Here is a 21,224-nt window from a genome sequence, read left to right on the forward strand (position 1 = left end):
CTCTCTTTTTTTCAGGAACGACCATGACTCTGACAGGCAACATGCTGATCGGCCAGCAGGCCATCTCCGGCAACCGCGAAGCGATCCGCGGCATCGATCCCGCCACGGATCTACCCCTTGAACCGGCCTACCACGGTGGCAGCGGTGAACACGTCGAGCAGGCCTGCGCCCTGGCGTGGAATGCACTGGACAGCTACCGCGCGACGTCCCTGGACGCACGCGCCGAATTCCTCGAAACCATCGCCAGCGAAATCGAAGCCCTCGGCGATGAATTGATCGACCGCGCCGTGGCCGAGTCCGGTCTGCCACGCCCGCGCATCCAGGGTGAGCGCGGCCGCACTTGCCAGCAACTGCGCACCTTTGCCCGCACCGTGCGCGCAGGCGAATGGCTCGATGTGCGAGTCGACAACGCGTTGCCCGAGCGTCAACCCCTGCCCCGCCCGGACCTGCGCCAGCGTCAGGTGCCGCTCGGCCCGGTGGCGGTGTTCGGCGCGAGCAACTTCCCCCTGGCCTTCTCCGTCGCCGGCGGGGACACCGCCTCGGCACTGGCCGCCGGTTGCCCGGTGATCGTCAAGGCCCATGGCGCGCACCCGGGCACCAGTGAACTGGTGGGCCGAGCCGTGGCCCGCGCGGTCAAACTGTGCGGGCTGCACGAAGGCGTGTTCTCGCTGTTGTACGGCTCCGGCCGCGAAGTGGGCATCGCCCTGGTCACCGACCCGCGCATCAAGGCGGTGGGTTTCACCGGCTCGCGCAGCGGCGGCATGGCCCTGTGCAAGGCGGCCCAGGCGCGGCCCGAGCCGATCCCGGTGTACGCGGAAATGAGTTCGATCAACCCGGTGTTGCTGTTCCCGGCAGCCCTGCAATCACGCGCCGAATCGCTGGCGCAAGGCTTCGTCGCCTCCCTCACCCAGGGTGCCGGCCAGTTCTGCACCAACCCGGGTCTGGTGATTGCCCGCCAAGGCCCGGACCTTGATCGCTTCATCCAGGCGGCTGCGCAACTGCTACAGCGCAGCCCGGCGCAGACCATGCTCACCCCCGGCATTTTCAACGCCTACGAGTCCGGCGTCGGTTCGCTGGCCGAACACGCGCAAACCGTTGCAACGGGCGTACGTGGGGAAACCCCGAACCAGTGCCAGGCCCACCTGTTCGTCACCCAGGCCAGCGACTTTCTCGCCGACCCGGCGTTGCAGGCAGAAATGTTCGGCGCTGCTTCGCTGATCGTGCAATGTGCCGACGACGGGCAAATCCGTCAGGTCCTCGAACACCTGGAAGGTCAACTGACCGCCACCCTGCATCTGGACGACGGCGATGTGGAGAGCGCCCGCGCCTTGCTGCCGACTCTTGAACGCAAGGCCGGGCGCCTGTTGGTCAATGGCTGGCCGACCGGTGTCGAGGTGTGCGACGCCATGGTCCATGGCGGCCCGTTCCCGGCGACGTCCGATGCGCGCAGCACCTCGGTCGGCACCGCCGCCATCCTGCGTTTCCTGCGCCCGGTCTGCTACCAGGACTTCCCCGATGCCTTGTTGCCGGCCGCGCTCAAGCACGGTAATCCGTTGCAGTTGCGTCGCCTGCTCGACGGCCAGAGAGAAGCCTAGGCCATGACCAACCATTCTCCTTTAAACCCCTCGCACATCGAGGCAGACGTTGCCGTGATCGGCGCCGGCATCATCGGCGTCGCCTGCGCCCTGCGCCTGGCGCGTCAGGGCCGGCGGGTGGTGGTCATCGACCAGCAGGAGCCCGGTCGTGGCGCCTCGTTCGGCAACGCCGGGCACCTGGCCACCGAACAGGTGTTCCCGATCGCCGACCTGTCCATCCTCAAGCGCCTGCCCGCCATGCTCATGGACCCGATGGGCCCGCTGCGCCTGGACTGGAAATACATGCCCCGGGCCTTGCCCTGGTTCGCACGCCTGCTGCTCAACCTGCGCCCGGCGCCGTTCCAGCGCACCGTGGCCGGCATCCGCGCGCTCAATGAAAGCAGCCTGGGTGCCTGGCACCGCTTGCTGCAGACCATCGACCGTCCCGAACTGATGAAAGAAGACGGCTCGCTGCTGGTGTTCGAGCGTCCCGACTCGCAGCAGGCGATCGAAGCGCTACAGTCGCGCATGCGTCAGCAGCAAGTGCCGGTGGATTTCTGGCAGGCCAGGGCCGTGCGCGATGCGGCGCCGCAGCTCAGCGAGCAGATCCGCGGCGGCTTGTTTTTCCCGCGCACCGGGCATTTCCTTGACCCTTTCCAGGTGGTCGGCGAACTGGTTCACGCGGCCAAAAACAGCGGCGTGCAGTTCCTCAAGCAGCGGGTCGAGGGCGGACAGTTGAATGAAAGCGGCGTGTCGTTGATCACCGATCAAGGCCGTTTCAACAGCCGCCAGGTATTGATTGCCTGTGGCGCCCATTCAGCGAAGCTCACCGCCGCGCTGACCGGCAAGAAGGTGCCGCTGGACACCGAGCGCGGCTATCACCTGATGCTGCCTCACGAACATGGGCGCTTGCCGTTTGCCGTCACCTCGCTGGAGCGCAAGTTCATCATGACGCCGATGACCGACGGCCTGCGGCTGGCCGGCACCGTTGAATTCGCAGGTCTCGAATGCCCGCCGACCATGGAGCGCGCCTGGCAATTGCACCGCCTGAGCAAAGGCCTGTTCAAGCGCGACCTGAGTGCCGAAGCAGCCACGCCGTGGATGGGCTTTCGCCCCTCCCTGCCCGATTCCCTGCCGGTCATCGACCGGGTGTGCGACGGCAAGGTCCTGCTCGCTTTCGGTCATCAACATCTGGGGTTGACCCAGGCAGCGGTCACGGCGGAAATGATTGCGCAAATGGCCTCGCCCTTGATCGGCGCCCAATCCCACAGCCTGCCGGCGACTGCGCCGTACAGGCTGGATCGTTTCTGAACGAACCCACCGAAAACCTTCTGGTCGGGACGCTACCGCACCTCGATCAGAAGGTCTTGCTGGCGCTGACCACCACGGTCGCGGTGCACACGCAGCATCAGGCGTTCATCGAATGCCTGAACGAGTACCTGGACGAACAGGCGTTGCACTGAACAGGCACAGGCACGTGGCGAGGGAGCTTGTCGGATCGCCGCACCGTCCCGCTGGGCCGCGCAGCGGCCCCAAAAGGACCACCGCGTCAGCATGGACCTACTCAGGCGGGTCAATCCGATCCAACACCCGGTTCGCCGTGATCTCCGCCAGCATCACACTGTTGGAGATCCCCAGCAGGGCATTGCGCGCCCCACCGTCCAGATGATCCACCAGTTGATGCACCATCACATCGACGGACGCCAGCGTCTCCACCAGATACACCATCAGGGTTTCAGTCGTGGCTTCGGGGTCAACGGTAAACAGGTGGCTGGGCGTACGCGGCGTGGCTTTGATGTCGGCAGCCGAGGGGAAGTGAGATGTCGGATCGGCGTCCGGCGGATTGGGGGTTACCTTGAACATATGCTGAGTTTCCTATTGGGTGCCACCCCTCTTGCGACTAAACGAAAGGGGAGGCAGCTGTACGCAGGTTAGTCGACCGGGAAACTCAGCAATCCGGCGCGCCCGAGGGCGCCCTGCGTACAGCCACCATCAAGTACAGGCAATGAAAGACCTGCATGACAGATGCACGCACAACTGAGTTACCACGGGCGACTAAACCCGACCACTGATGGGCAGTGGCGCGAATCAAGTTACCGATGGGCTCCAAGGCGCACAAGCCGGCGGATTCTGGCGTAACCGTAGGCAACGACGCAAGATCTTGTAGCTTTCATGAAGTAACCCTGACGCCCGTTAAACACGCGCCCTACGGGCTAGCCATCAGGGCAAGAAACAACGCATGCACAACAGACGCAGACCAACTGTGGCGAGAGGGCTTGTCGGATCGCCGCACCGTCCCGTTGGGCCGCGTAGCGGCCCCAAAAAAGCCCGAAGCACAAAACAGCCGCCGAGCGACACCCCAATCACCGCAACGGCGAAAACTTCGCCGGCAAATAGATCGTCGAGCGCATGTCGCGCAGTTGCGGGCCGGAGTTTTCCGGCGGCCAGACGCCGTCGGCGACCGCCTGGGTGCGCACCTGCAAGCGCTGTTCAAGGCTGGCCCACGGCCAGATATGCAAATAGCGCGGCAACGCACCGTCGGTGGCGTAGAACGCTGCGTACACCGGCGAATACTGCTCGGCGGTTCGCGCCTCGATGGCTTTGCTCCAGCCGTCGAGGGTCGGCTGCAAGCCGCTGCTGATCAGGTCGTAGACGCGTAACTCATAGAACGGACCATGCTGGCCGGCGCTCAAGGGTTCGAGGAAGGGAAACAGTGTGTAGTTTTCGATGCGCAGGTCGGTGATGAATTCGTTGATGCCAAACGCACTGCCCCCCAGCAGAAAACGCTCGCGCTCGGCTTGGCGCAGGCTTTCGTCCGCATAGCCGCGCAGCACGGCGATCTGGTTCAACTGGCCGATCTCCGAGGCCCAGCAGCCCATCAATGTGCCGCCGACGTTCGGGTCGTCCAGCGCCGCCTCGATCTGAGTCAGCGCTTGCGCAACCGTGCGCACGCGCACAGTGAAAGTGATCAGTTCAAATAAACGCATAGCGACTTCGCCCACCGGTTTGCCAAAAGCCCACAGCCTAAGGCAGCCCCCGGACGCAGAATATTGAGGCAATCACCATCGCTGATGGTAATTGCCGCAGGAAGCCAGGTAGTTTCTTTAGCAAAGCGCCGTCGAGCGACATCCAACGGCGCTTTGCTCATGCGCCCAGTTGCAGCAGGAAATCCTGCACGTAAGGCACCACCGATACGCCGGCATGCGCGGTGTTGGGAACGATGTCCTGCTGGACTCGAATGTCATGGGCCGCCAGGTTGCGTGCCAGCGTTGCATTGCGCTCGACCCGGGTGCGCCCGGCATCGTTGATGCCTTCCTTGTATTGCACGGAACCCGGGGCGTAATGGATCTCCCAGGTCTCCAGGTCGGCAGCGCCCACGAGCAATTGCACATCCACTTCACGCAGTGCTGCAAGGTTCAGGCTTTTACCGAAAATAGCCTCGATCCCGCCGGTGCCCACCCACCAGTCGCGGCTCTCGTCGATCAGGGTCACAGAGCCCGGTGCGCCAATGGAAACCGAACGCAGGCGCTCGGGGTGCAGGTAGTAAAAGCGGTTGGCAAAATGGCCTCCGCCGGAATAGCCGAACAAGGAAAAACGTTCGAACGACGTGTTCAACGCGGCGCTCACTTCATCGACCATGGCCAGCAGGACTTCGTCGTAACGGATGTCGCCTTCCTTCAGGTACTTGAAACCGTGCGGGTTGCCGTCACCCAATGGACCGACCGGAAACAGTGGCGCGAGGATGATGTAGCGATTGAAGCGGCCGAACTCGGCAAACGCGTCCCGATACTCGACCATCGTCCGTCCGGTACCATGCACGGCGACCAGCAGGCGATGCCCTTCAGGCGCCTGGTCAAAGGTTTGCGGAACATACAGGCAATAGGAAAAACGCGGATCCTTGCGGCAGGAAAAGATGGTAGTGCTGCCGCGATAGTACATCTGGCGATGCCGCGCTTCTGGAGTGTCTTGTTGGTTGCTCAACATTGTGAAACCTCGTTGATAACTGTGCCATTATTGATAACTACAGCGGGTAAGGGTCGTGCACAGCCGACGACCCACACACCCACGACCAAGATTTGTGGAAGTCACCCTTGAACAAAAAAACCACTGATCGCAGCCAACTGGTGCTGCTGATTTCAAACGACATCAATGCCGGCGTGCTTCCGACCGGTAGCTGGCTCAAACAGATCGACCTTGAACAGCGTTATGGCGCAACACGGCTGGACATCCGCCGGGCGCTGGACCAACTGGTCCAGAAAAACATGGTCGAACACATCCCCAATCGGGGTTACTACGTCCACACCCCTGACCTGACCCAGGTCTCCGATACCCGCGAAGTGCGCATCGCCCTCGAGTGCGCCGCAGTCGACCAGATGGTCGTCACCGAAGAGCGCTTGCAGGCGCTGGACCTCATCGCCCAACGCTTCGCCCGCCTGGTGAACGAAGGCACGATGCAGGAGTGCTACATCGCCAACCTGGAGTTTCACCGCGGCATCTACGACATGTGCACCAACCGGGTCATGATCGAGTTCATCGAGGAGATTCGCAGCCGCCCGCCATCGTCTCCAGGCGGCACCTGGCGCACGCACCTGCGTGCCGAGCAGTCGGGCCGCGAACACTTCCAGATCCTTGATGCCCTGCGTAACGGTGACCGCGACCGCCTCAAGCAACTGATCGCGGCACACATTCGTCAAACCCCACTGCAACCGTGAAGATCAGGGCTTGACGCTGACGCCCCACAGGCGCGGCTTCTGCCCGATCCAGGCGTCATAACCCTCGACTTTCTCGTTCAGTGCGACGATGTCCAGGCCGTTGTACATGACGATCATCGGCACCTGGTCAATGAAGCGTTCATGCAACTGGTCGAAGATCGACTGACGCTTGGCGACGTCCCCTTCCTTCAAGGCCTGCCCCAACATCTCGATCGCCACCGGGTCTTCCCAGACCTTGCGCGATTCCTTGTCCTTGTTGCCGGTCGCCTGCTCGAAACTCAGGGCCGGATCGAAGCGCGCCGAATAGGTGAAGGACATCGACTGATAACGCCCGCTCTGGTAGCGCTCGAGCTGAGTGCCCCACTCCATCACTTCGACCTGGGCGTTTATCCCCACGGCCTGGAGCATGGCCTGGGCGATGATTGCCAGGTCATAGCTGGGCACCATCGAACGCCGGTTGGCGATGATCGTCAGCGGCTGGCCGCGATAACCCGCCTCTTGCAACAGCGTTGCGGCCTTCTGCGGGTCGTAGGTGAAACCCTTCTGTTCGCTGGGGCCGTAGTAGTTGGAGGCGACGCTGATGATGGAGTTGTTGGGCACCCCGAAACCATTGCTGGTGGTCGCCACCAGTTGCTTGACATCGATGGCCGCCGCGATGGCCTGGCGCATGCGCTTGTCCTTGAGCAACGGATCGCGGGTCTGGAACATCAGCACATTCATGGTCGCGCTGGGGGCGGTCGACACCTTGAGCTTGTCGTGTGCCTTGATTTCCGGCAGATCGGTTTCCGTCACCTCGGCCATGTCCAGGTCCCCGGAAAACAGCGCCGCCTTGACCGTCGCCTGATCGGGAATGATCACGAACCGCACTTCATCGGCCAGGGCGTTCTTGCCGCCGGTGTAGCCGTCGCGCGGCCCGGACAACGGTTGGTAGCCGGCGAATTTGCTCAGCGTGACGTACTGCCCGCGCTTCCACTCGCCCAACTGATAGGGGCCAGTGCCGACCGGCGAGACGAATTCACCCTGGGCATTGACCGAGGCCTTGTTCAGCACGCCCGTGCCGCCGCAGTCGGTACGCGCCAGTGTGGCCAGGAACATGCCGCTGGGCTTTTCCAGTTCCATTACCACCGTCTGCGCATCCGGTGCACTGACTTTGCTCACCTTGGTCAGGCCGCTGCCGTCGAATTCCGGCAGGCAACGCCACTGGGTCTTGGGGTCCATGTCGCGGTTCCAGCTCCACAGCACGTCGGCGGCCGTCAGTGGCTCGCCGTTATGGAACTTCACGCCCTGGCGCAAGGTGAAGGTGTAGGTCAGGCCATCGGCGGACACATCGACCTTGCTCGCCAACAGGGGTTTGACTTCGCCCTTCTCCCCATACGCGACCAACCCTTCGACCATGTGCAGCACCACCGCGTCGGAACGGTCGTCACGATTGACCCCGGGGTCGAGGCTGCGAATATCGGAGTTCATCGCCAGGCGCAGCGTCTGCGCCTGGGCGGCACCGCAGCCGAGCACGGTCATCATGCTCAGGGTCAGGGCGTTTAGCAGAAAACGATTCATATACGAGTCCTTGAGTGAACTGAAACGGGGGCTTGCCGTCACCGCTATGACGGCCTTGATGTGCTTCATACGGCCACGCTGCCGCGCAGCTGATAACTGCCATCGGCCTGGCGCACCAACGGGTTGGCCGCCGCCAGCAGGCGGTGGGTAAAGGCGTGTTGCGGGTGATCGAACACTTGCGCGGTGGTGCCGACCTCCACCAGCCGGCCTTGCTGCATGACCGCCACGCGGTGGGCAATGCGCTCCACCGCCGCCAGGTCGTGGGAAATGAACAGGCAGGCAAAGCCGTACTGCTTTTGCAGCCGCTCGAACAGTTCGAGAATTTGCTTCTGGATGGTCATGTCGAGGGCGGAAATCGGCTCGTCGGCGATGACCAGTTTGGGATGCCGAATCAGCGCCCGACCAATCGCCACCCGCTGACGCTGACCACCGGAGAGCTGGTGCGGGAAGCGCTCGGCAAAGATCGGCGCCAGCCCCACATCGTGCAGGATGGTGCGTACCCGTTCGGCGCGCTCCTCGCGACTGAGCCCCGGCACATGGCGCAACGGCTCGGCAAGAATTTCCGAGATCCTCGCGCGCGGATCAAGGGAGGAAACCGGGTCCTGGAAGATCATCTGGCATTGCAAGCGGTGCTCACGGTTGGCGCTTTTGAGGATGTCGACGCCATCGAAGAAAATCTCGCCGGCAACAGGCGTCACCAGACCGACCACCGAACGCCCCAGGGTGGTCTTACCCGAGCCGCTGCCGCCGACCAGCGCCAACGTTTCACCGGCAGAGATTTGCAGGCTGACCCCGTCCACCGCGCGCTTGGGCTTGCCGCGCAGCAGGAAACCCTGGCGGCCCGGATGCTCGATGGTGACATTGCGGATATCGACCAGCGGCGCGGCCACGGGTGCGCTGTCAAGGTTGCCCCGGGTCGGCAGCGCCTCAAGCAGTTGCCGCGTGTACTCGGCCTTCGGACCCAGCAGGATCTGCTCGGTCGGGCCGCTTTCGATGGCCTTGCCGCTGCGCATCACTACGACCTTGTGGGCATGGCGCACCACCAGTGACAAGTCATGGCTGATGAACAGGATCGCCGTGCCCTCCTCTCGCGTCAGGTCGAGCATCAGCTCGATCACATCCGCCTGGGCCAGGGTGTCGAGGGCCGTGGTCGGCTCGTCGGCAATCAACAGCGCCGGGCGCAACAACATGACCGACGCGAGCATGATGCGTTGCCGCATGCCGCCGGAGAACTCGTGGGGAAAGGCTTTCAGGCAACGCTCGGGGTCATCGATGCCGATGCGTCGCAACATCTCCAGCGACCGGGCGAGGATGGTTTTTTCATCCTGATCGGTATGCAGGCGCAACCCTTCAGCCATTTGCTCGCCGATGGTCAGGGTCGGGTTGAGCGAAACCATCGGCTCCTGGAACACCATGCCGATCTTCGAACCACGCACATTGCGCAATTGATCCGTCGACAAGGCGCAAAGATCGTTGCCGCCGAACTCGATACGACCGGAGGCGACGCGCATCGGCGGCGGCAACAAGCCGATGACCGCTCGCGCAGCCATGGTCTTGCCGCTGCCGGACTCGCCCACCAGCGCGACGATCTCGCCCGGGGCCATGTCGAAACTCAGGTGGTCGACCGCCAGCGGTCCATCGCTGGCCACCTGGATGCAAAGATTACTGACGCGAAGCATAGGCTTGACGGTATCCATTAGCGACTCATCCGGGGGTCAAGGCGATCACGCAAGGCGTCACCGAAAAGATTGATGCCGATCAGGGCGATTGAAATCATCAGGCCGGGGAAGAAACCCAGCCACGGCGCGGTGACCAGATGCGGACGGCTGGAAGCCAGCATGTTTCCCCAGGTGGCGGCCGGCGGTGGAACGCCCAGGCCGAGAAAGCTCAGGGCGCTTTCCGACAGGATCGCCCAGCCGAACATGCTCGTGGCCAGCACGATCAGGGGTGCGACGCAGTTCGGCGCAATGTGCCGCCACATGGTGTAGAGCTCACCGTTGCCGATCACCCGCGAAGCTTCGATGAACTCCCGCTCGCGCAGCGACAACACGGTACTGCGCACCACTCGCACGACCGTGGGGATGTACGCCAGGCCCAGCGCCAGGACGATGCCGTACTGACTGGCCCCGACAATCGCCAGCAGCCCCAGCGCCAGCAGCATGCCCGGGAACGCCAGCAGCGCGTCGTTGACCATCATCAACAGGCGATCGGTCCAGCCTCGCAGGTAACCGGCGAGCAGGCCGAACAAGGTGCCGATGCTGATGGCCAGCAACACGGTCAACAGACTGATCCACAGACTGGTGCGCGCACCGATGATGATCCGGCTGAACACATCGCGACCGAACTCGTCGGTGCCCAGGATGTGCGACCAGGATGGCGCCAGGAAGCGGTTGGCCAAATCCAGGCGCAACGGGTCGTAGGGCGTCCAGACGATGCCCGCCACCGCGAGTATCACCAGCAGCAACACCAGGCCGCCGCCGATCAGCGCGTTGAACGAGAGTGGACGCTTTGGAGCGCGGGCCAAAGGCTCAGTCACGGGAGGCGCAGCCATTTCGCTTAAGGTCTTCATGCTTTCACCCGGGGATCGAATAGCGGATACATCAAGTCGACAAGCAGGTTGACCAGCACGTAGACGAACGTGATGAGCAACAGGCAGCCCTGCAGGACGGGGTAGTCACGGGCGTAGATCGAATCGACCATCAGGCGGCCTATACCCGGGATGGTGAACACCGTTTCGATGACGGCGATCCCGCCCAGCAGGTTGCCGAGGATCAGGCCGATCAGTGTCCAGGTCGGTGCAAAGGCATTGCGCAAGGTATGGCGCCACAGCACGGCACGCTCGGACAAACCCTTGGCCCGTGCATGGGCGATGTAGTCCAGGCGCAGCACCTCGATCGAACTGGCGCGCTGCATGCGGATAATCACGCCGCTTTCATGCAACACCAGCGTGGTCACCGGCAGGATGATGTAGGCCAGTGCCTTGCCGAAATCCGCGGAGAACGGCACGTACCCCACCACCGGCAACCAGCCCAGCTCCAGGCCGAACACATACAGCAGCAACAGGCCCATCCAGAAGCCGGGGATCGACAGCAACAGCGTCGCGGTGGTGACCAGTCCCAGATCCACCAGCGTGTCCTGCTTCCACGCGGCGAGCATGCCCAGGGGCACGGCAATCAGGGCCGCCAGGGCCACCGCTGTGAGGACGATGGTCACACTGACACTGAATCGCTCGAGCACCAGCGGCAAAACCGCTTCATGGCTGGTGATCGAAACGCCCAGATCGCCCTGGAACAATGCCTTGAGCCAGATCAGGTACTGCGCGATCAACGGCTGGTCCAGCCCCAGTGACTGACGCAATTTGATCAGGCTGGCTGGATCGGCCATATCACCCAGCATCAACAGCGCCGGGTCGCCGGGTATCAGCCGGATCATTGCGAAGACCGCAATTGAGATCAGCAATAGCGTCGGGACCGCCATGGCCAGACGCTGAACGATCAAACGAAACATGTGGGTTCCTCGATGTTGATACGCAGCCCGGGATCGGGCAGATCACAAACGGGCAACAGTTCGCTGCTTACCAGGTTGCATAGCGTGCGTAGTCGGACTCCATCTCAAGGCGGTACTGCCCAAAGGTGCGATTGATCGCGGGCAACGAGGCAATTTCCATGAAGCCGCTGGCCGGTCGCATCAGGATCATTGCCACCGTGGCGGACAGGTTGTCCTCGCCCCCCGAACTTGGACGGGGTGGCCGGCACACGGCGAACGGCTTGCCGAAGTCGTCGAAGAACGCGTTTTTGAGATGTTCCAGCGTCAGGTTGCCATGAAACGGCTTGAGGCATTGTTCGACGCGGATATCGCGATAGAAACTTTCCGGTGCGCCACCGATGCCGGTGTTCTTCAGCTTGACCTGCGCCACCGGGCTGCGCCAATGGTTGGCATGCACAATGAGGTCGTTGACTTCGTACAACGGGAAGACTTCATCCGGCGCACATTCGTAATTGATGCCAAACCCGCTCGCGTGGCTGAGCATCATGTTGTTCGAGCCCGACTTCGGTGTAACAGCCACCGCTTTCATCGACAGCGCGAAGTGGTTGGCCTCCAGCGCCTTGCGACGAATCAACGGCAACGGCACGCCCAGGGCCTGGTAATCGCGATCCGATTCCAGGTTGTTGCCGGTAATCGCGGTGCCGATGGAGTTCATGCCCGCACGCGCCAGGCCGCCCGCCTCGGTAAACGTCAACAGGTCCGGACCGTCGTCACGACGGATGTGCAGGACCACGCCCGTCTCCGCGCATTCCATGCGCCAGTCCCAGTTCTGGCCGTGCAGCACTTCGTTGTTCGCCGTGGCCCCCGGCAGGATGATCGCGCCGGTGCAGCCGTCCAATTCCGGTTTGTCCTGCATCGAACGCCGCCCCAGATGAATGATCTCGGTGCGCGCGTTGATCAGCACGATGGCCTCGAAATCATGGCCCGAGCCTTCGGCGATACCGCGCATCTCTTCCAGGTACTGCGGCTCGAACGCTTCGATGTTGGGGATGAACTGATTGACCAGGCGCTTGATGCCGGACCAGTCGTAACCCATGTCCAACAACTGCTGACCGTAGATTTCAATGCTGCGGGCAATGATCTGTGGGCATGCTTTGCCGTATTGCACACCCCGGGCAAATGGCCCGCCACTCAGTTCGATACAAGGAAATTGACCGCTCATGCCACGCCCTCTGATTGTTTGAGCAAGACATGGAGCAAGGAACAGGCCAATTTCACAAAAACCCAATCAATATTGGCGCCAATTTGGTATCCAATAATACTTCATCTGCAAAATGCACTGTTTTTGCTCAGAAAATCGGGTAGTAAATTCACAAGTGTGTAAAAAAGTGGCACGACTCAGTGTGGGGTCGACGGCCTCGATCGTGTTCAGCATTGGCTGAGCAATTACACACAAAACGTGAGCAATGCCTTTACCCAATGGACCTTGATGCAGGATTCGCGACGAATATGCTGTGAGCATGTTTCCGTGATCTCGCATGACAACAAGAGCCCACTCCATGCACAGCCCTAGAACGCTCTACCAGAAACACATCGACAGTCACACGGTCTGCGCCCTCGACGATCAGGGCCATGTGCTGCTGTACATCGACCGCCAGGTCGCCAACGAATACACCAGCCCGCAAGCCTTCAGCGGCCTGCGCGAAGCGGGCCGCAAGGCGTGGCGTCCGGGGGCGACGCTGGCGGTCGTCGACCACGTCAACCCGACGGCACCGACGCGCATTGCCGCCATGCCGGATGCCGGGGGCGCCCTCCAGGTGTCCTACTTCGAAGAAAACTGCCGCGACTTCGGCATCGAGCTGTTCGACGTGCTGGACAAGCGCCAGGGCATCGAGCACGTCGTGGCCCCCGAGCAAGGCTTTATCCTGCCCGGCATGGTCGTGGCCGCCGGCGACAGCCACACCACCACCTACGGCGCCCTGGGTGCCTTCGGTTTCGGCATCGGCACCTCGGAAATCGAACACCTGCTGGCCTCGCAAACCCTGGTCTACAAGCGCCTGAAGAGCATGCGCGTAACGGTCAATGGCGTGCTCGGGGCCGGTGTGACGTCCAAGGACATCATCATGGCCCTGATCGAAAACATCGGCGCTTCCGGCGCCACCGGTTACGCCATCGAGTTCGCCGGCCAGGCTATCGACGCCCTCAGCGTCGAAGCGCGCATGACTATCTGCAACATGGCCGTCGAAGCCGGCGCCCGGGGCGCGTTCATGGCGCCCGATGACAAGGTCTTTGCCTATCTGCAACTCAAGCCCCGGGCCCCTCAGGGCCAACTGTGGGAACAGGCCGTCGCGAAATGGCGCGGCCTGCACAGCGATGAAGGTGCGGTGTTCGATCGCGAAGTCAGCCTGGATGTCGGGACCCTGGAACCCATGGTCACCTGGGGCACCAGCCCCGATCAGGCCGCACCGGTGGGCGGACAGGTACCGGACCCGGCCGCGCAGCCGGACCTGATCCTGCGCCAGGGCATGCAACGCGCCCTGAACTACATGGGTCTGGAACCGGGCATGCCTCTGCGCGATGTGGAGATCAGCCATGCCTTCATCGGTTCCTGCACCAATGCACGCATCGAAGACCTGCGCGATGTCGCCCGCGTCGTGCGCGGCAAACGGGTGGCGGCGCACGTGCGGGCGATGATCGTGCCCGGCTCGACGCTGGTGCGAAACCAGGCCGAAGACGAAGGGCTGGCGCAGATCTTCCTCGATGCCGGTTTTGAATGGCGCCAGTCCGGTTGCTCGATGTGCCTGGCCATGAATGACGATGTGCTCGCCCCCGGCGATCGCTGCGCTTCAAGCACCAATCGCAACTTCGAAGGACGCCAGGGCGCTGGCGCGCGCACCCACTTGATGAGTCCGGCCATGGTCGCCGCCGCGGCGATTACCGGGCACCTGACCGACGTGCGCACGTTCGCGCTGGAGGCTTGAACCATGCAACCTTTCACTCTCGTCAGCGGCAGTGCCGCCCCGCTTCTGGCCGCCAACATCGACACCGACGTGATCATGCCCAAGCAGTTCCTCAAAGGGATTGATCGCAAGGGCCTGGACAAGGGGCTGTTCTTTGACCTGAGGTTCCTGGCGTCCGGTGAGCCCAACCCCGGGTTCATCCTTAATCAACCGGCCTGGAGCGACGCCGCGTTTCTGCTGACGGGGCCGAATTTCGGTTGTGGTTCGAGCCGCGAACATGCGGTCTGGGGCCTGAAGCAAGTGGGCATCCGCGCACTGATCGGCACCAGTTTCGCCGGCATTTTCTACGATAACTGTCAGCGCAATGGCGTGTTGGCGATTCAGCTGACCGAGGACCAACTCAAGCAGATTGCCGCGTTGACCAGCAACCCGGCTACGGCTCGAATCAGCGTCAATCTGCCGGAGCAAACCATTGAACTGGCGGACGGCAACGTAATCCCGTTCGAGATCGATCAACTGCGCAAGCAATCGTTGCTGCTGGGGCTGGATGCGATTGGCACGACGTTGCAACGGGCCGAGCAGATTCGCCAGTTCGAAACCCGGCACCTGGCGGATAACCCCTGGTTGGGCTGACGGAAAAACCTCTGGCTGTGGCTGTTGCGTCAATGATTTTGTAGGAGCGAGCCTGCTCGCGATGGACTCAAGGGCGCCGCGTTTAACCAGTTAGCACGCGTTTTCGTTGACGACCATCGCGAGCAGGCTCGCTCCTACAGAGGATCAAGGCGTCGGTGGTTTATTCAACCGAGAGGTGACGAAAGTATTCTTCGAGAAACTCCACGCAAACCCGCAGCTTGGCCGATTGGCTCAGCCGCGTCGGGTACACGGCCCACACGTTGGCGCTCTGGGTGTACTCATGCAGCACTTGCACCAGCCGCCCCTGCTCGAGCATCGGCTTCACGTCCCACATCGAGCGCAACAGAATCCCGCCGCCACTCAAAGCCCACTGCAACACGATCTCACCGTTGTTGGACGATAACGGCCCGCTGACACGCACCGACTCTTCCTGCCCGCCCTTCGTCAGGCTCCACACGCCGAACGCGTTGTTGCGCTCCTTGAGCACCAGGCAATCGTGGTCTTTCAAGTCCGCCAGCGATTGCGGTACACCGCGCCGTTGCAGATACTCGGGCGTGGCACACAGCACCCGCCGGTTGCTCACCAGTTTGCGCCCCAGGTGCTGGCCCGGCAGGTCATCCCCCACGCGAATTTCCAGGTCGAAACCCTCGCCGACGATGTCGACCACTCGATCGAACACGTCCAGGCGCAGCTCGAGCTTGGGGTAGGTTTGCGACAGCTCGCAGATCGCCGGTGCCACATGGTTGCGGCCAAAGCCGAAGCTGCTGCAGATGTGCAACGAACCCATCGGCTGTTGCCGCGCCTCGGATATTTCGCTGACGAAGTCATCGAAGTCGCCGAGCAGTTTCTCCGCCCATACCCGTACCCGCTCACCGTCGTCGGTCAGCGCGATGCGCCTTGTCGTGCGGTGCAGCAGGCGCGTCGAGAGCGTGGTTTCCAGCACGGAAATGCGCTTGCTGATGTAGGCCGGCGAATACCCCAGCTCCTCGGCGGCACTGGCGAAGCCGTTTTTGCGCACCACGGTGAGGAAAACCTTGAGGTCTTCCGGCAAGGGAAACTGATCACGATTCGTGTTCATAAGCCTCATACTTTCGCTGTTTATTGCGTTATTTGCGAAGGATACCATCGATCTACCGAGTGGCAATCCATCCCCGGTGAGCCGTGGTTTCTGCATCCTCGATAAAAACAAGCATGAGGAAAGCGCAACATGAACAAGCCCTATGAGCAAACCCTTAACGCCCCCGACGGCGGTTTCGTGCAACGCCTGCGCAACCTGTGCGCCTACGAAATCGGCGTCATCCCGCTGCCGGTATTCCTTGGCATCGCCCTGATTGTCTTTCTCTCCGCGCACCTGGGCTTCCTGCCCAAGAACATGATCGGCGGACTCGCCGTGATCATGACCATGGGCGTGTTCTTCGGCCAGATGGGCTCGCGCCTGCCGATCCTCAAGGAAATCGGTGGCGGCGCCATCCTGTGCCTGATGCTGCCGTCGATCCTGGTGTTCTACGGCTTCTTCGGACCGGCGACGATCGACGCGACCAAAATGCTCATGAAGGACGCCAACTTCTTGTACTTCGTCATCGCCAGCCTGGTGGTCGGCAGCATTCTGGGCATGAGTCGCTTCATTCTGGTCCAGGGCATGATCAGGATGTTCATCCCCCTGCTGGTCGGCACCCTGGCGGCCGTCGCCAGCGGATTGATCGTCGGCAAACTGGTCGGCTACAGCTTCCACCACACGTTCTTCTTCATCATCGTGCCGATCATTGGCGGCGGGATCGGCGAAGGCATCCTGCCCCTGTCGCTGGCTTACTCGGCGATCCTCGGCGGCACGCCGGATATCTACGTGGCGCAACTGGCACCGGCGGCGGTGGTCGGCAATATCGTGGCGATCATCTGCGCCGGCTTTCTCGCTCGCCTGGCGCTGAAACGCCCGAGCATCAATGGCGAAGGTGCGCTGATCCGCGCCAGGGACGAGAACGATAAATTCAAGGTCAAGGAAGACACCGGCTCCCTTGTCGACTTCCGCGTCATGGGCGCCGGCGTGCTGCTGATCTGCGCGTTTTTCGTCCTCGGCGGCCTGCTGGAAAAAGTCGTGGGCATTCCCGGCCCGGTGATGATGATTCTCGCGGCGGTGCTGTTCAAGTACGCCCGGGTGCTGCCGGAAAAACTCGAGAAAGGCGCCAACACCTTCTACAAACTGGTGTCCGCCGCCTTCATCTGGCCGGTGATGATCGGCCTGGGCATGCTCTACGTGCCACTGGACAGCGTGGTCAAAGTGTTCTCGGTCGGCTATGTGCTGGTCTGCGTCTCGGTGGTGGTGTCGATGACCGTGGCCGGTTTCTTCATCGGCAACCTGATGAAGATGTACCCCATCGAATCGGCCATCGTCACCTGCTGCCACAGCGGCCTGGGCGGCACCGGCGACGTGGCGATCCTCTCGGCGTCGAACCGCATGTCGCTGATGCCGTTCGCGCAGATTTCCACGCGGATCGGCGGAGCTTCGACGGTGATTCTGGCGACGATCCTGTTGCGCCTGTTTGTCTGAAGCTCTCAACACACAAACCCTGTGGGAGCGAGCTTGCTCGCTCCCACGGGACGTGCGGTGCCCAAACTATTAGCTGAACAGAACACCGGCCCCGTGCCGGTGTTTTGCATTGTGAGGCCGTTATCGGCCCAGCCGATTCAAACCTGCGAATTATCGATTTGTGCAGGAGTCCGGGTACCGCGAGCATGGCGTCACTTCCAACAACAAAAACCAAGGACCCGCCATGACCGCCCGATTTCACAACCCGGTTGATACCCGTTTCGGCTGGGGCAGCCTGCAAGAACTTGCCGCCATCACCGAACACCAGAACGTTGCCCTAGTGACCTTTCCCGAAGCCCGTGGCCTGGGGCTGGTGGATCGCCTTCAAGCACTGCTGGGCGAACGGCTGGTCTACGTGATCGAGGATGTCCAGCCCAACCCCGATGTGGCGCAACTTCGCGCGACCTATGAACGCTTCTGGCAGGAGGCCGGCGATTGCCATACGGTGATTGCCGTCGGTGGCGGCAGTGCCATCGACACCGCCAAGGCGCTGATTGTCGGTACCGAGTCGGGGCACTTCGATGAGCTGCTGGCATTGCTGGCAAGCGGCAAACCCTTTGTTCCGGCACGCAGCAAACAGTTGATCGCGGCGCCGACCACGGCGGGCACCGGCAGTGAAGTCACGCCTTGGGCGACGATCTGGGACGCGAGCAACCACAAGAAGTATTCCCTGCACCTGGAATGCACCTGGCCAAAAGTGGCGATCATCGATCCGCAACTGATGCTCACGGTGCCGGCCGGCGTCACCGTGTCCACCGGGCTGGACGCCCTGTCCCACGCGCTGGAGTCGATCTGGAACATCAACGCCAATCCGCTTTCCGACACCTTCGCCATCTCTGCCATCGAAGACATCCTCGAATGCCTGCCGTTGCTGCGCCGAGACCTGTCCAGCCAGGAACTGCGTTCACGGATGGCCCTGGCCGCACTCAAGGCCGGCATGGCGTTCTCCAACACCAAGACCGCACTGGCCCATTCCATTTCCTACGAGATGACCTTGCACTACGGCTTGCCCCACGGCATTGCCTGCTCCTTCACCCTGCCACTGGTGTTGGGCCTTGCCTGGGGCCACGACGAGACACGCGACAAGACCCTGCAGCGGGTTTTCGGACCTGACCTGGACAAGGCCCAGGCCCGCTTGCGCGCCTTCCTGCACAGCCTGGATGTGAAAACCGAGTTCGCCGACTACGGCGTGTCGGCCGAAGAGGCCCAAACCATGATCGATTTCGCCCTGCAAGGCGCACGCGGCAAGAACTTCATCGGCGCACGAGCGGCCTAGGGCTCCCCAGCCCCCAAGACACTACACTGCCAGCGGCGTAACGAGCCGCGACGATTTCCTGCAGCACCTGAAAAAGAGTGCACCCTGCGATGCAACTCGCAGGGAACGAACAAGAATAAGGAAAAGATCATGAATCGTGCCCAAACCATGCCAGGTCTCGCCGTACACACCGCATCGTTTCGTGTCGCCCAGTGGCGCATGCTGCTGGCAGCCATGTTTTGCTATCTGTTTTTCTATACCGGGCGACAAACGTTCGGTTTCGCCATCCCGGGTATCCAGGCCGAGTTCGGCTTTACCAAGGAACACCTTGGGTGGGCATCAGCCGCCATGCTTTGGGCTTATGCCATCGGCCAAGCCATCAACGGTAACCTTGCCGACAAGTTTGGTGGCCGCCGCATCATGACCGCCGGTGCCGTGCTGTCCTGCGCCGCCAACTGGGTGACCAGCTTCGCCAGTAATTTTGCCGCGCTCATCCTGCCCTGGGGCATCAACGGCTACTTTCAGGCTTTGGGGTGGGCGCCGGGCAGTCGGCTGATCTCCAATTGGTGGAGTGCCGGCGAGCGTGGCAAGGTGTATGGCTTATACGTGTTCGCCGCCGGTTGCGCCTCGGTCCTTTCTTACGTGACCTCGATCGTGGTGCTTGAGGTGATGCATCTGGAATGGCGCTGGATCTTCCGCCTGCCCGTGCTGCTCATGCTGGCGGGCGGCATCATCTTTTACCTGGTGGCCCGCGAACGTCCGCAAGACCTGGGTTTCGAACCGCTTGCCGATACCGGCGTGGCCAACGCCGAGGACAAAAGCCATGAAGTGGCCCATGGCGAAGTCGAAACCTCCGCCCAGCGCTACAAAGCGGTCCTGAAAAACTTCCGCCTGATCATCGCCGCCGTGTCCCTGGGTTTCCAGAACGCCGCCCGCTACGGTTTGATCGTCTGGGTGCCGGTGCACTTCCTGGGAGCCAACTGGAAAAGCGGCGACAGCATGATCGATCCGAAATGGATCACCGTGGCCCTTCCCGTCGGCATGGCCATCGGCGCCCTGAGCAACGGCTGGATCTCCGACAAGCTGTTCGGCTCCAAACGCTACCTGGCGATCATGCTCTACATGTTCCTCGGCGCGGCGACCAGTTTGTGGATGTGGACCCTTGCCCCCCACAGCGCGACCGGCCTGATTGCCCTGTTTCTCTGCGGCTTCTTCGTCTACGGCCCGGCTTCCAGCTTCTGGGCGTTGTGCCCGGACCTGGTGGGTGCCAAGCGTGCGGGCACGGCGACTGGCGTGATGAACTTCTCGTCCTACCTGTTCGCCGGCCTGGCGGAACCGCTGATCGGCAGTATGCTCGACAGTACCGGCAACACCTCGCTGATCTTCATCGTGGTCACCAGCGCCTGCCTGTGCAGTGCGGTGGTCGCGTTGTTCATCAGGCGTTGAGCGCCCGGCCAGGCAGGTTGAATCGAGACAACGGCTGAGGAACAGGATCGCCTATGTACCAGTACCACAAGTGGCTACGTTCATTTCATGCGGTGGCCAAGACCGGCAGCTTCACCCTCGCCGCCGAGTACCTGAGCGTCGGCCAGCCCACTGTCAGTGAGCAGGTCAATGCGCTGGAGAAGAAGTTTTCCGTGGAGCTGTTCCACCGCCGTGGCCGCTTCATCGAAATGAGCGCGGCGGGCCACCAACTGTATTCGATCACCCAAGGCCTGTTCGGCCAGGAGGATGAAGCCGTGCAACTGCTGCAGAGTTTCAAGCAACGCAAGACCGGCATGCTGCGCCTGGGCGCAGTGTCGCCGCCGATTGCGATGAACCTGACCTACGAACTGATGCAGCGCCACCCGGACATCGAACTGGAAACTTCGTTTTCACCGGAAAAAGAGACCCTGGATCGCCTGTTCAATTTCGACATCGACGTGGCGATCCTCGCTCTCTCCGAGTTCGACCAACGCTTCGACACCCAGCTGTACCGGCGCTACCCGATCATCGCCGTGGTTCGGGATGACCATCCCTGGGCCAGCCAAAAAGAAGTGCACGTCGAACAGATCAGCGAAGAAAAATGGGTCATGCGCGAGAAAAGCTCGCGCACCCGCCAACTGGTGGAGGAACGCTGCAAACAGCTCGGCGTGGCCCTGAACTGCGTCATGCAGTTGAACAGCCGCGAAGCCATCGTCCATGCCATCGCCAAGGGCATCGGCATCGGTTTCGTCTCGGCGGTCGAATACGCCGAAACCCCAGGCACCAAACCGATCACCTTCGTCAATCACCCGTTTTCCATCGACTACCACCTGTGCTGCCTGGGTATTCGCCGCAACCGGCCGATGATCGCGGAGCTGTTTGACTCGAGCCCGATTCCGGCCACCTGATTTCGCCTGACCTTTAGCTTTAGCAATCCATGGGCCTACTTCCTGGCGACAGGAGGGACGGCCTGCCCACAACAAAAAATGGAGCACCACC

At 62.0% G+C, this 21,224-nt stretch carries 18 protein-coding genes; 9 read left to right on the forward strand and 9 right to left on the reverse strand.

The window, feature by feature from the left end; translation table 11 throughout:
* Window positions 1-23: 23 nt before the first annotated feature.
* The gene (locus tag EI969_RS11185) at window positions 24-1,595 is read left to right on the forward strand and encodes an aldehyde dehydrogenase (NADP(+)) (protein WP_160387851.1); all 1,572 of its coding nucleotides are present in this window, start codon (window positions 24-26) and stop codon (window positions 1,593-1,595) included.
* Between the two features lie 3 nt (window positions 1,596-1,598).
* Window positions 1,599-2,885: an FAD-binding oxidoreductase gene (locus EI969_RS11190; protein ID WP_160387852.1), complete on the forward strand. Its 1,287-nt coding sequence runs from the start codon at window positions 1,599-1,601 to the stop codon at window positions 2,883-2,885.
* A gap of 249 nt (window positions 2,886-3,134) precedes the next feature.
* Here the strand turns inward: EI969_RS11190 and EI969_RS11195 are convergent, their stop codons facing one another.
* From EI969_RS11195 to EI969_RS11205, 3 genes are all read right to left on the reverse strand, one after another.
* On the reverse strand, window positions 3,135-3,437 hold the full coding sequence (locus tag EI969_RS11195; protein WP_160387853.1) for a DUF6124 family protein: 303 nt from the start codon (window positions 3,435-3,437) through the stop codon (window positions 3,135-3,137).
* Window positions 3,438-3,937: 500 nt separating this feature from the next.
* Entirely contained in the window at window positions 3,938-4,561 is a 624-nt protein-coding gene (locus EI969_RS11200) for an NIPSNAP family protein (protein WP_160387854.1), read from the reverse strand.
* A gap of 157 nt (window positions 4,562-4,718) precedes the next feature.
* Window positions 4,719-5,558 (reverse strand): alpha/beta fold hydrolase, encoded by an 840-nt coding sequence (locus EI969_RS11205; protein WP_160387855.1) that lies wholly within the window; start codon window positions 5,556-5,558, stop codon window positions 4,719-4,721.
* Window positions 5,559-5,665: 107 nt separating this feature from the next.
* On the opposite strand from EI969_RS11205, the gene EI969_RS11210 reads away from it, so the two are divergent.
* Entirely contained in the window at window positions 5,666-6,286 is a 621-nt protein-coding gene (locus EI969_RS11210; RefSeq protein WP_178120629.1) for a GntR family transcriptional regulator, read from the forward strand.
* A gap of 3 nt (window positions 6,287-6,289) precedes the next feature.
* Here EI969_RS11210 and EI969_RS11215 read toward each other — a convergent pair whose 3' ends face one another.
* From EI969_RS11215 to EI969_RS11235, 5 genes are all read right to left on the reverse strand, one after another.
* Window positions 6,290-7,843, reverse strand: coding sequence for an ABC transporter substrate-binding protein (locus EI969_RS11215; protein WP_160387856.1), 1,554 nt, complete (start codon window positions 7,841-7,843; stop codon window positions 6,290-6,292).
* 65 nt (window positions 7,844-7,908) lie between these two features.
* The gene (locus tag EI969_RS11220) at window positions 7,909-9,540 is read right to left on the reverse strand and encodes an ABC transporter ATP-binding protein (RefSeq protein ID WP_160387857.1); all 1,632 of its coding nucleotides are present in this window, start codon (window positions 9,538-9,540) and stop codon (window positions 7,909-7,911) included.
* Window positions 9,540-10,394: an ABC transporter permease gene (locus EI969_RS11225; protein WP_256678298.1), complete on the reverse strand. Its 855-nt coding sequence runs from the start codon at window positions 10,392-10,394 to the stop codon at window positions 9,540-9,542. The genes EI969_RS11220 and EI969_RS11225 overlap by 1 nt, the downstream gene beginning before the upstream one ends.
* Before the next feature lie 14 nt (window positions 10,395-10,408).
* The gene (locus EI969_RS11230; RefSeq protein ID WP_103393754.1) at window positions 10,409-11,350 is read right to left on the reverse strand and encodes an ABC transporter permease; all 942 of its coding nucleotides are present in this window, start codon (window positions 11,348-11,350) and stop codon (window positions 10,409-10,411) included.
* Window positions 11,351-11,417: 67 nt separating this feature from the next.
* Complete coding sequence (locus EI969_RS11235; protein ID WP_160387859.1) at window positions 11,418-12,551, reverse strand: C45 family peptidase; 1,134 nt, start codon at window positions 12,549-12,551, stop codon at window positions 11,418-11,420.
* Between the two features lie 337 nt (window positions 12,552-12,888).
* Between EI969_RS11235 and leuC the strand changes: the two genes are divergently transcribed.
* Both leuC and leuD read left to right on the forward strand, forming a co-directional pair.
* Window positions 12,889-14,310: a 3-isopropylmalate dehydratase large subunit gene (gene leuC, locus EI969_RS11240; RefSeq protein WP_160387860.1), complete on the forward strand. Its 1,422-nt coding sequence runs from the start codon at window positions 12,889-12,891 to the stop codon at window positions 14,308-14,310.
* A 3-nt stretch (window positions 14,311-14,313) separates the two neighbouring features.
* On the forward strand, window positions 14,314-14,922 hold the full coding sequence (gene leuD / locus EI969_RS11245; RefSeq protein WP_160387861.1) for a 3-isopropylmalate dehydratase small subunit: 609 nt from the start codon (window positions 14,314-14,316) through the stop codon (window positions 14,920-14,922).
* Between the two features lie 160 nt (window positions 14,923-15,082).
* Here leuD and EI969_RS11250 read toward each other — a convergent pair whose 3' ends face one another.
* Window positions 15,083-16,000 carry a LysR substrate-binding domain-containing protein gene (locus EI969_RS11250; RefSeq protein WP_160387862.1) on the reverse strand — a complete coding sequence of 306 codons (918 nt, stop codon included), beginning with the start codon at window positions 15,998-16,000 and terminating at the stop codon, window positions 15,083-15,085.
* Window positions 16,001-16,129: 129 nt separating this feature from the next.
* On the opposite strand from EI969_RS11250, the gene EI969_RS11255 reads away from it, so the two are divergent.
* The 4 genes from EI969_RS11255 to EI969_RS11270 all read left to right on the forward strand — a co-directional run bounded on the left by EI969_RS11255 (window position 16,130) and on the right by EI969_RS11270 (window position 21,133).
* Entirely contained in the window at window positions 16,130-17,467 is a 1,338-nt protein-coding gene (locus tag EI969_RS11255; protein ID WP_160387863.1) for a 2-hydroxycarboxylate transporter family protein, read from the forward strand.
* A gap of 223 nt (window positions 17,468-17,690) precedes the next feature.
* Window positions 17,691-18,782 carry an iron-containing alcohol dehydrogenase PsrA gene (gene psrA, locus EI969_RS11260; RefSeq protein WP_160387864.1) on the forward strand — a complete coding sequence of 364 codons (1,092 nt, stop codon included), beginning with the start codon at window positions 17,691-17,693 and terminating at the stop codon, window positions 18,780-18,782.
* A gap of 129 nt (window positions 18,783-18,911) precedes the next feature.
* Window positions 18,912-20,207, forward strand: coding sequence for an MFS transporter (locus EI969_RS11265; protein WP_160387865.1), 1,296 nt, complete (start codon window positions 18,912-18,914; stop codon window positions 20,205-20,207).
* Between the two features lie 53 nt (window positions 20,208-20,260).
* Window positions 20,261-21,133 (forward strand): LysR substrate-binding domain-containing protein, encoded by an 873-nt coding sequence (locus tag EI969_RS11270; protein WP_160387866.1) that lies wholly within the window; start codon window positions 20,261-20,263, stop codon window positions 21,131-21,133.
* The last annotated feature ends 91 nt before the right edge of the window (window positions 21,134-21,224 follow it).

It is taken from the genome of Pseudomonas sp. PB101 (genome assembly GCF_009764265.1).
Taxonomy (GTDB): domain Bacteria; phylum Pseudomonadota; class Gammaproteobacteria; order Pseudomonadales; family Pseudomonadaceae; genus Aquipseudomonas.

Excerpts from the sequence above, each read along its gene's own strand:
- EI969_RS11250 (WP_160387862.1), bottom strand. The coding sequence starts at position 16,000 with ATGAACACGAATCGTGATCAGTTTCCCTTGCCGGAAGACCTCAAGGTT.
- EI969_RS11265 (WP_160387865.1), top strand. The coding sequence starts at position 18,912 with ATGAATCGTGCCCAAACCATGCCAGGTCTCGCCGTACACACCGCATCG.
- EI969_RS11235 (WP_160387859.1), bottom strand. The coding sequence starts at position 12,551 with ATGAGCGGTCAATTTCCTTGTATCGAACTGAGTGGCGGGCCATTTGCC.
- EI969_RS11270 (WP_160387866.1), top strand. The coding sequence starts at position 20,261 with ATGTACCAGTACCACAAGTGGCTACGTTCATTTCATGCGGTGGCCAAG.
- EI969_RS11190 (WP_160387852.1), top strand. The coding sequence starts at position 1,599 with ATGACCAACCATTCTCCTTTAAACCCCTCGCACATCGAGGCAGACGTT.
- EI969_RS11205 (WP_160387855.1), bottom strand. The coding sequence starts at position 5,558 with ATGTTGAGCAACCAACAAGACACTCCAGAAGCGCGGCATCGCCAGATG.
- EI969_RS11185 (WP_160387851.1), top strand. The coding sequence starts at position 24 with ATGACTCTGACAGGCAACATGCTGATCGGCCAGCAGGCCATCTCCGGC.
- EI969_RS11255 (WP_160387863.1), top strand. The coding sequence starts at position 16,130 with ATGAACAAGCCCTATGAGCAAACCCTTAACGCCCCCGACGGCGGTTTC.
- EI969_RS11195 (WP_160387853.1), bottom strand. The coding sequence starts at position 3,437 with ATGTTCAAGGTAACCCCCAATCCGCCGGACGCCGATCCGACATCTCAC.
- EI969_RS11225 (WP_256678298.1), bottom strand. The coding sequence starts at position 10,394 with ATGGCTGCGCCTCCCGTGACTGAGCCTTTGGCCCGCGCTCCAAAGCGT.
- EI969_RS11200 (WP_160387854.1), bottom strand. The coding sequence starts at position 4,561 with ATGCGTTTATTTGAACTGATCACTTTCACTGTGCGCGTGCGCACGGTT.
- EI969_RS11230 (WP_103393754.1), bottom strand. The coding sequence starts at position 11,350 with ATGTTTCGTTTGATCGTTCAGCGTCTGGCCATGGCGGTCCCGACGCTA.
- leuD (WP_160387861.1), top strand. The coding sequence starts at position 14,314 with ATGCAACCTTTCACTCTCGTCAGCGGCAGTGCCGCCCCGCTTCTGGCC.
- psrA (WP_160387864.1), top strand. The coding sequence starts at position 17,691 with ATGACCGCCCGATTTCACAACCCGGTTGATACCCGTTTCGGCTGGGGC.
- EI969_RS11220 (WP_160387857.1), bottom strand. The coding sequence starts at position 9,540 with ATGGATACCGTCAAGCCTATGCTTCGCGTCAGTAATCTTTGCATCCAG.
- EI969_RS11215 (WP_160387856.1), bottom strand. The coding sequence starts at position 7,843 with ATGAATCGTTTTCTGCTAAACGCCCTGACCCTGAGCATGATGACCGTG.
- leuC (WP_160387860.1), top strand. The coding sequence starts at position 12,889 with ATGCACAGCCCTAGAACGCTCTACCAGAAACACATCGACAGTCACACG.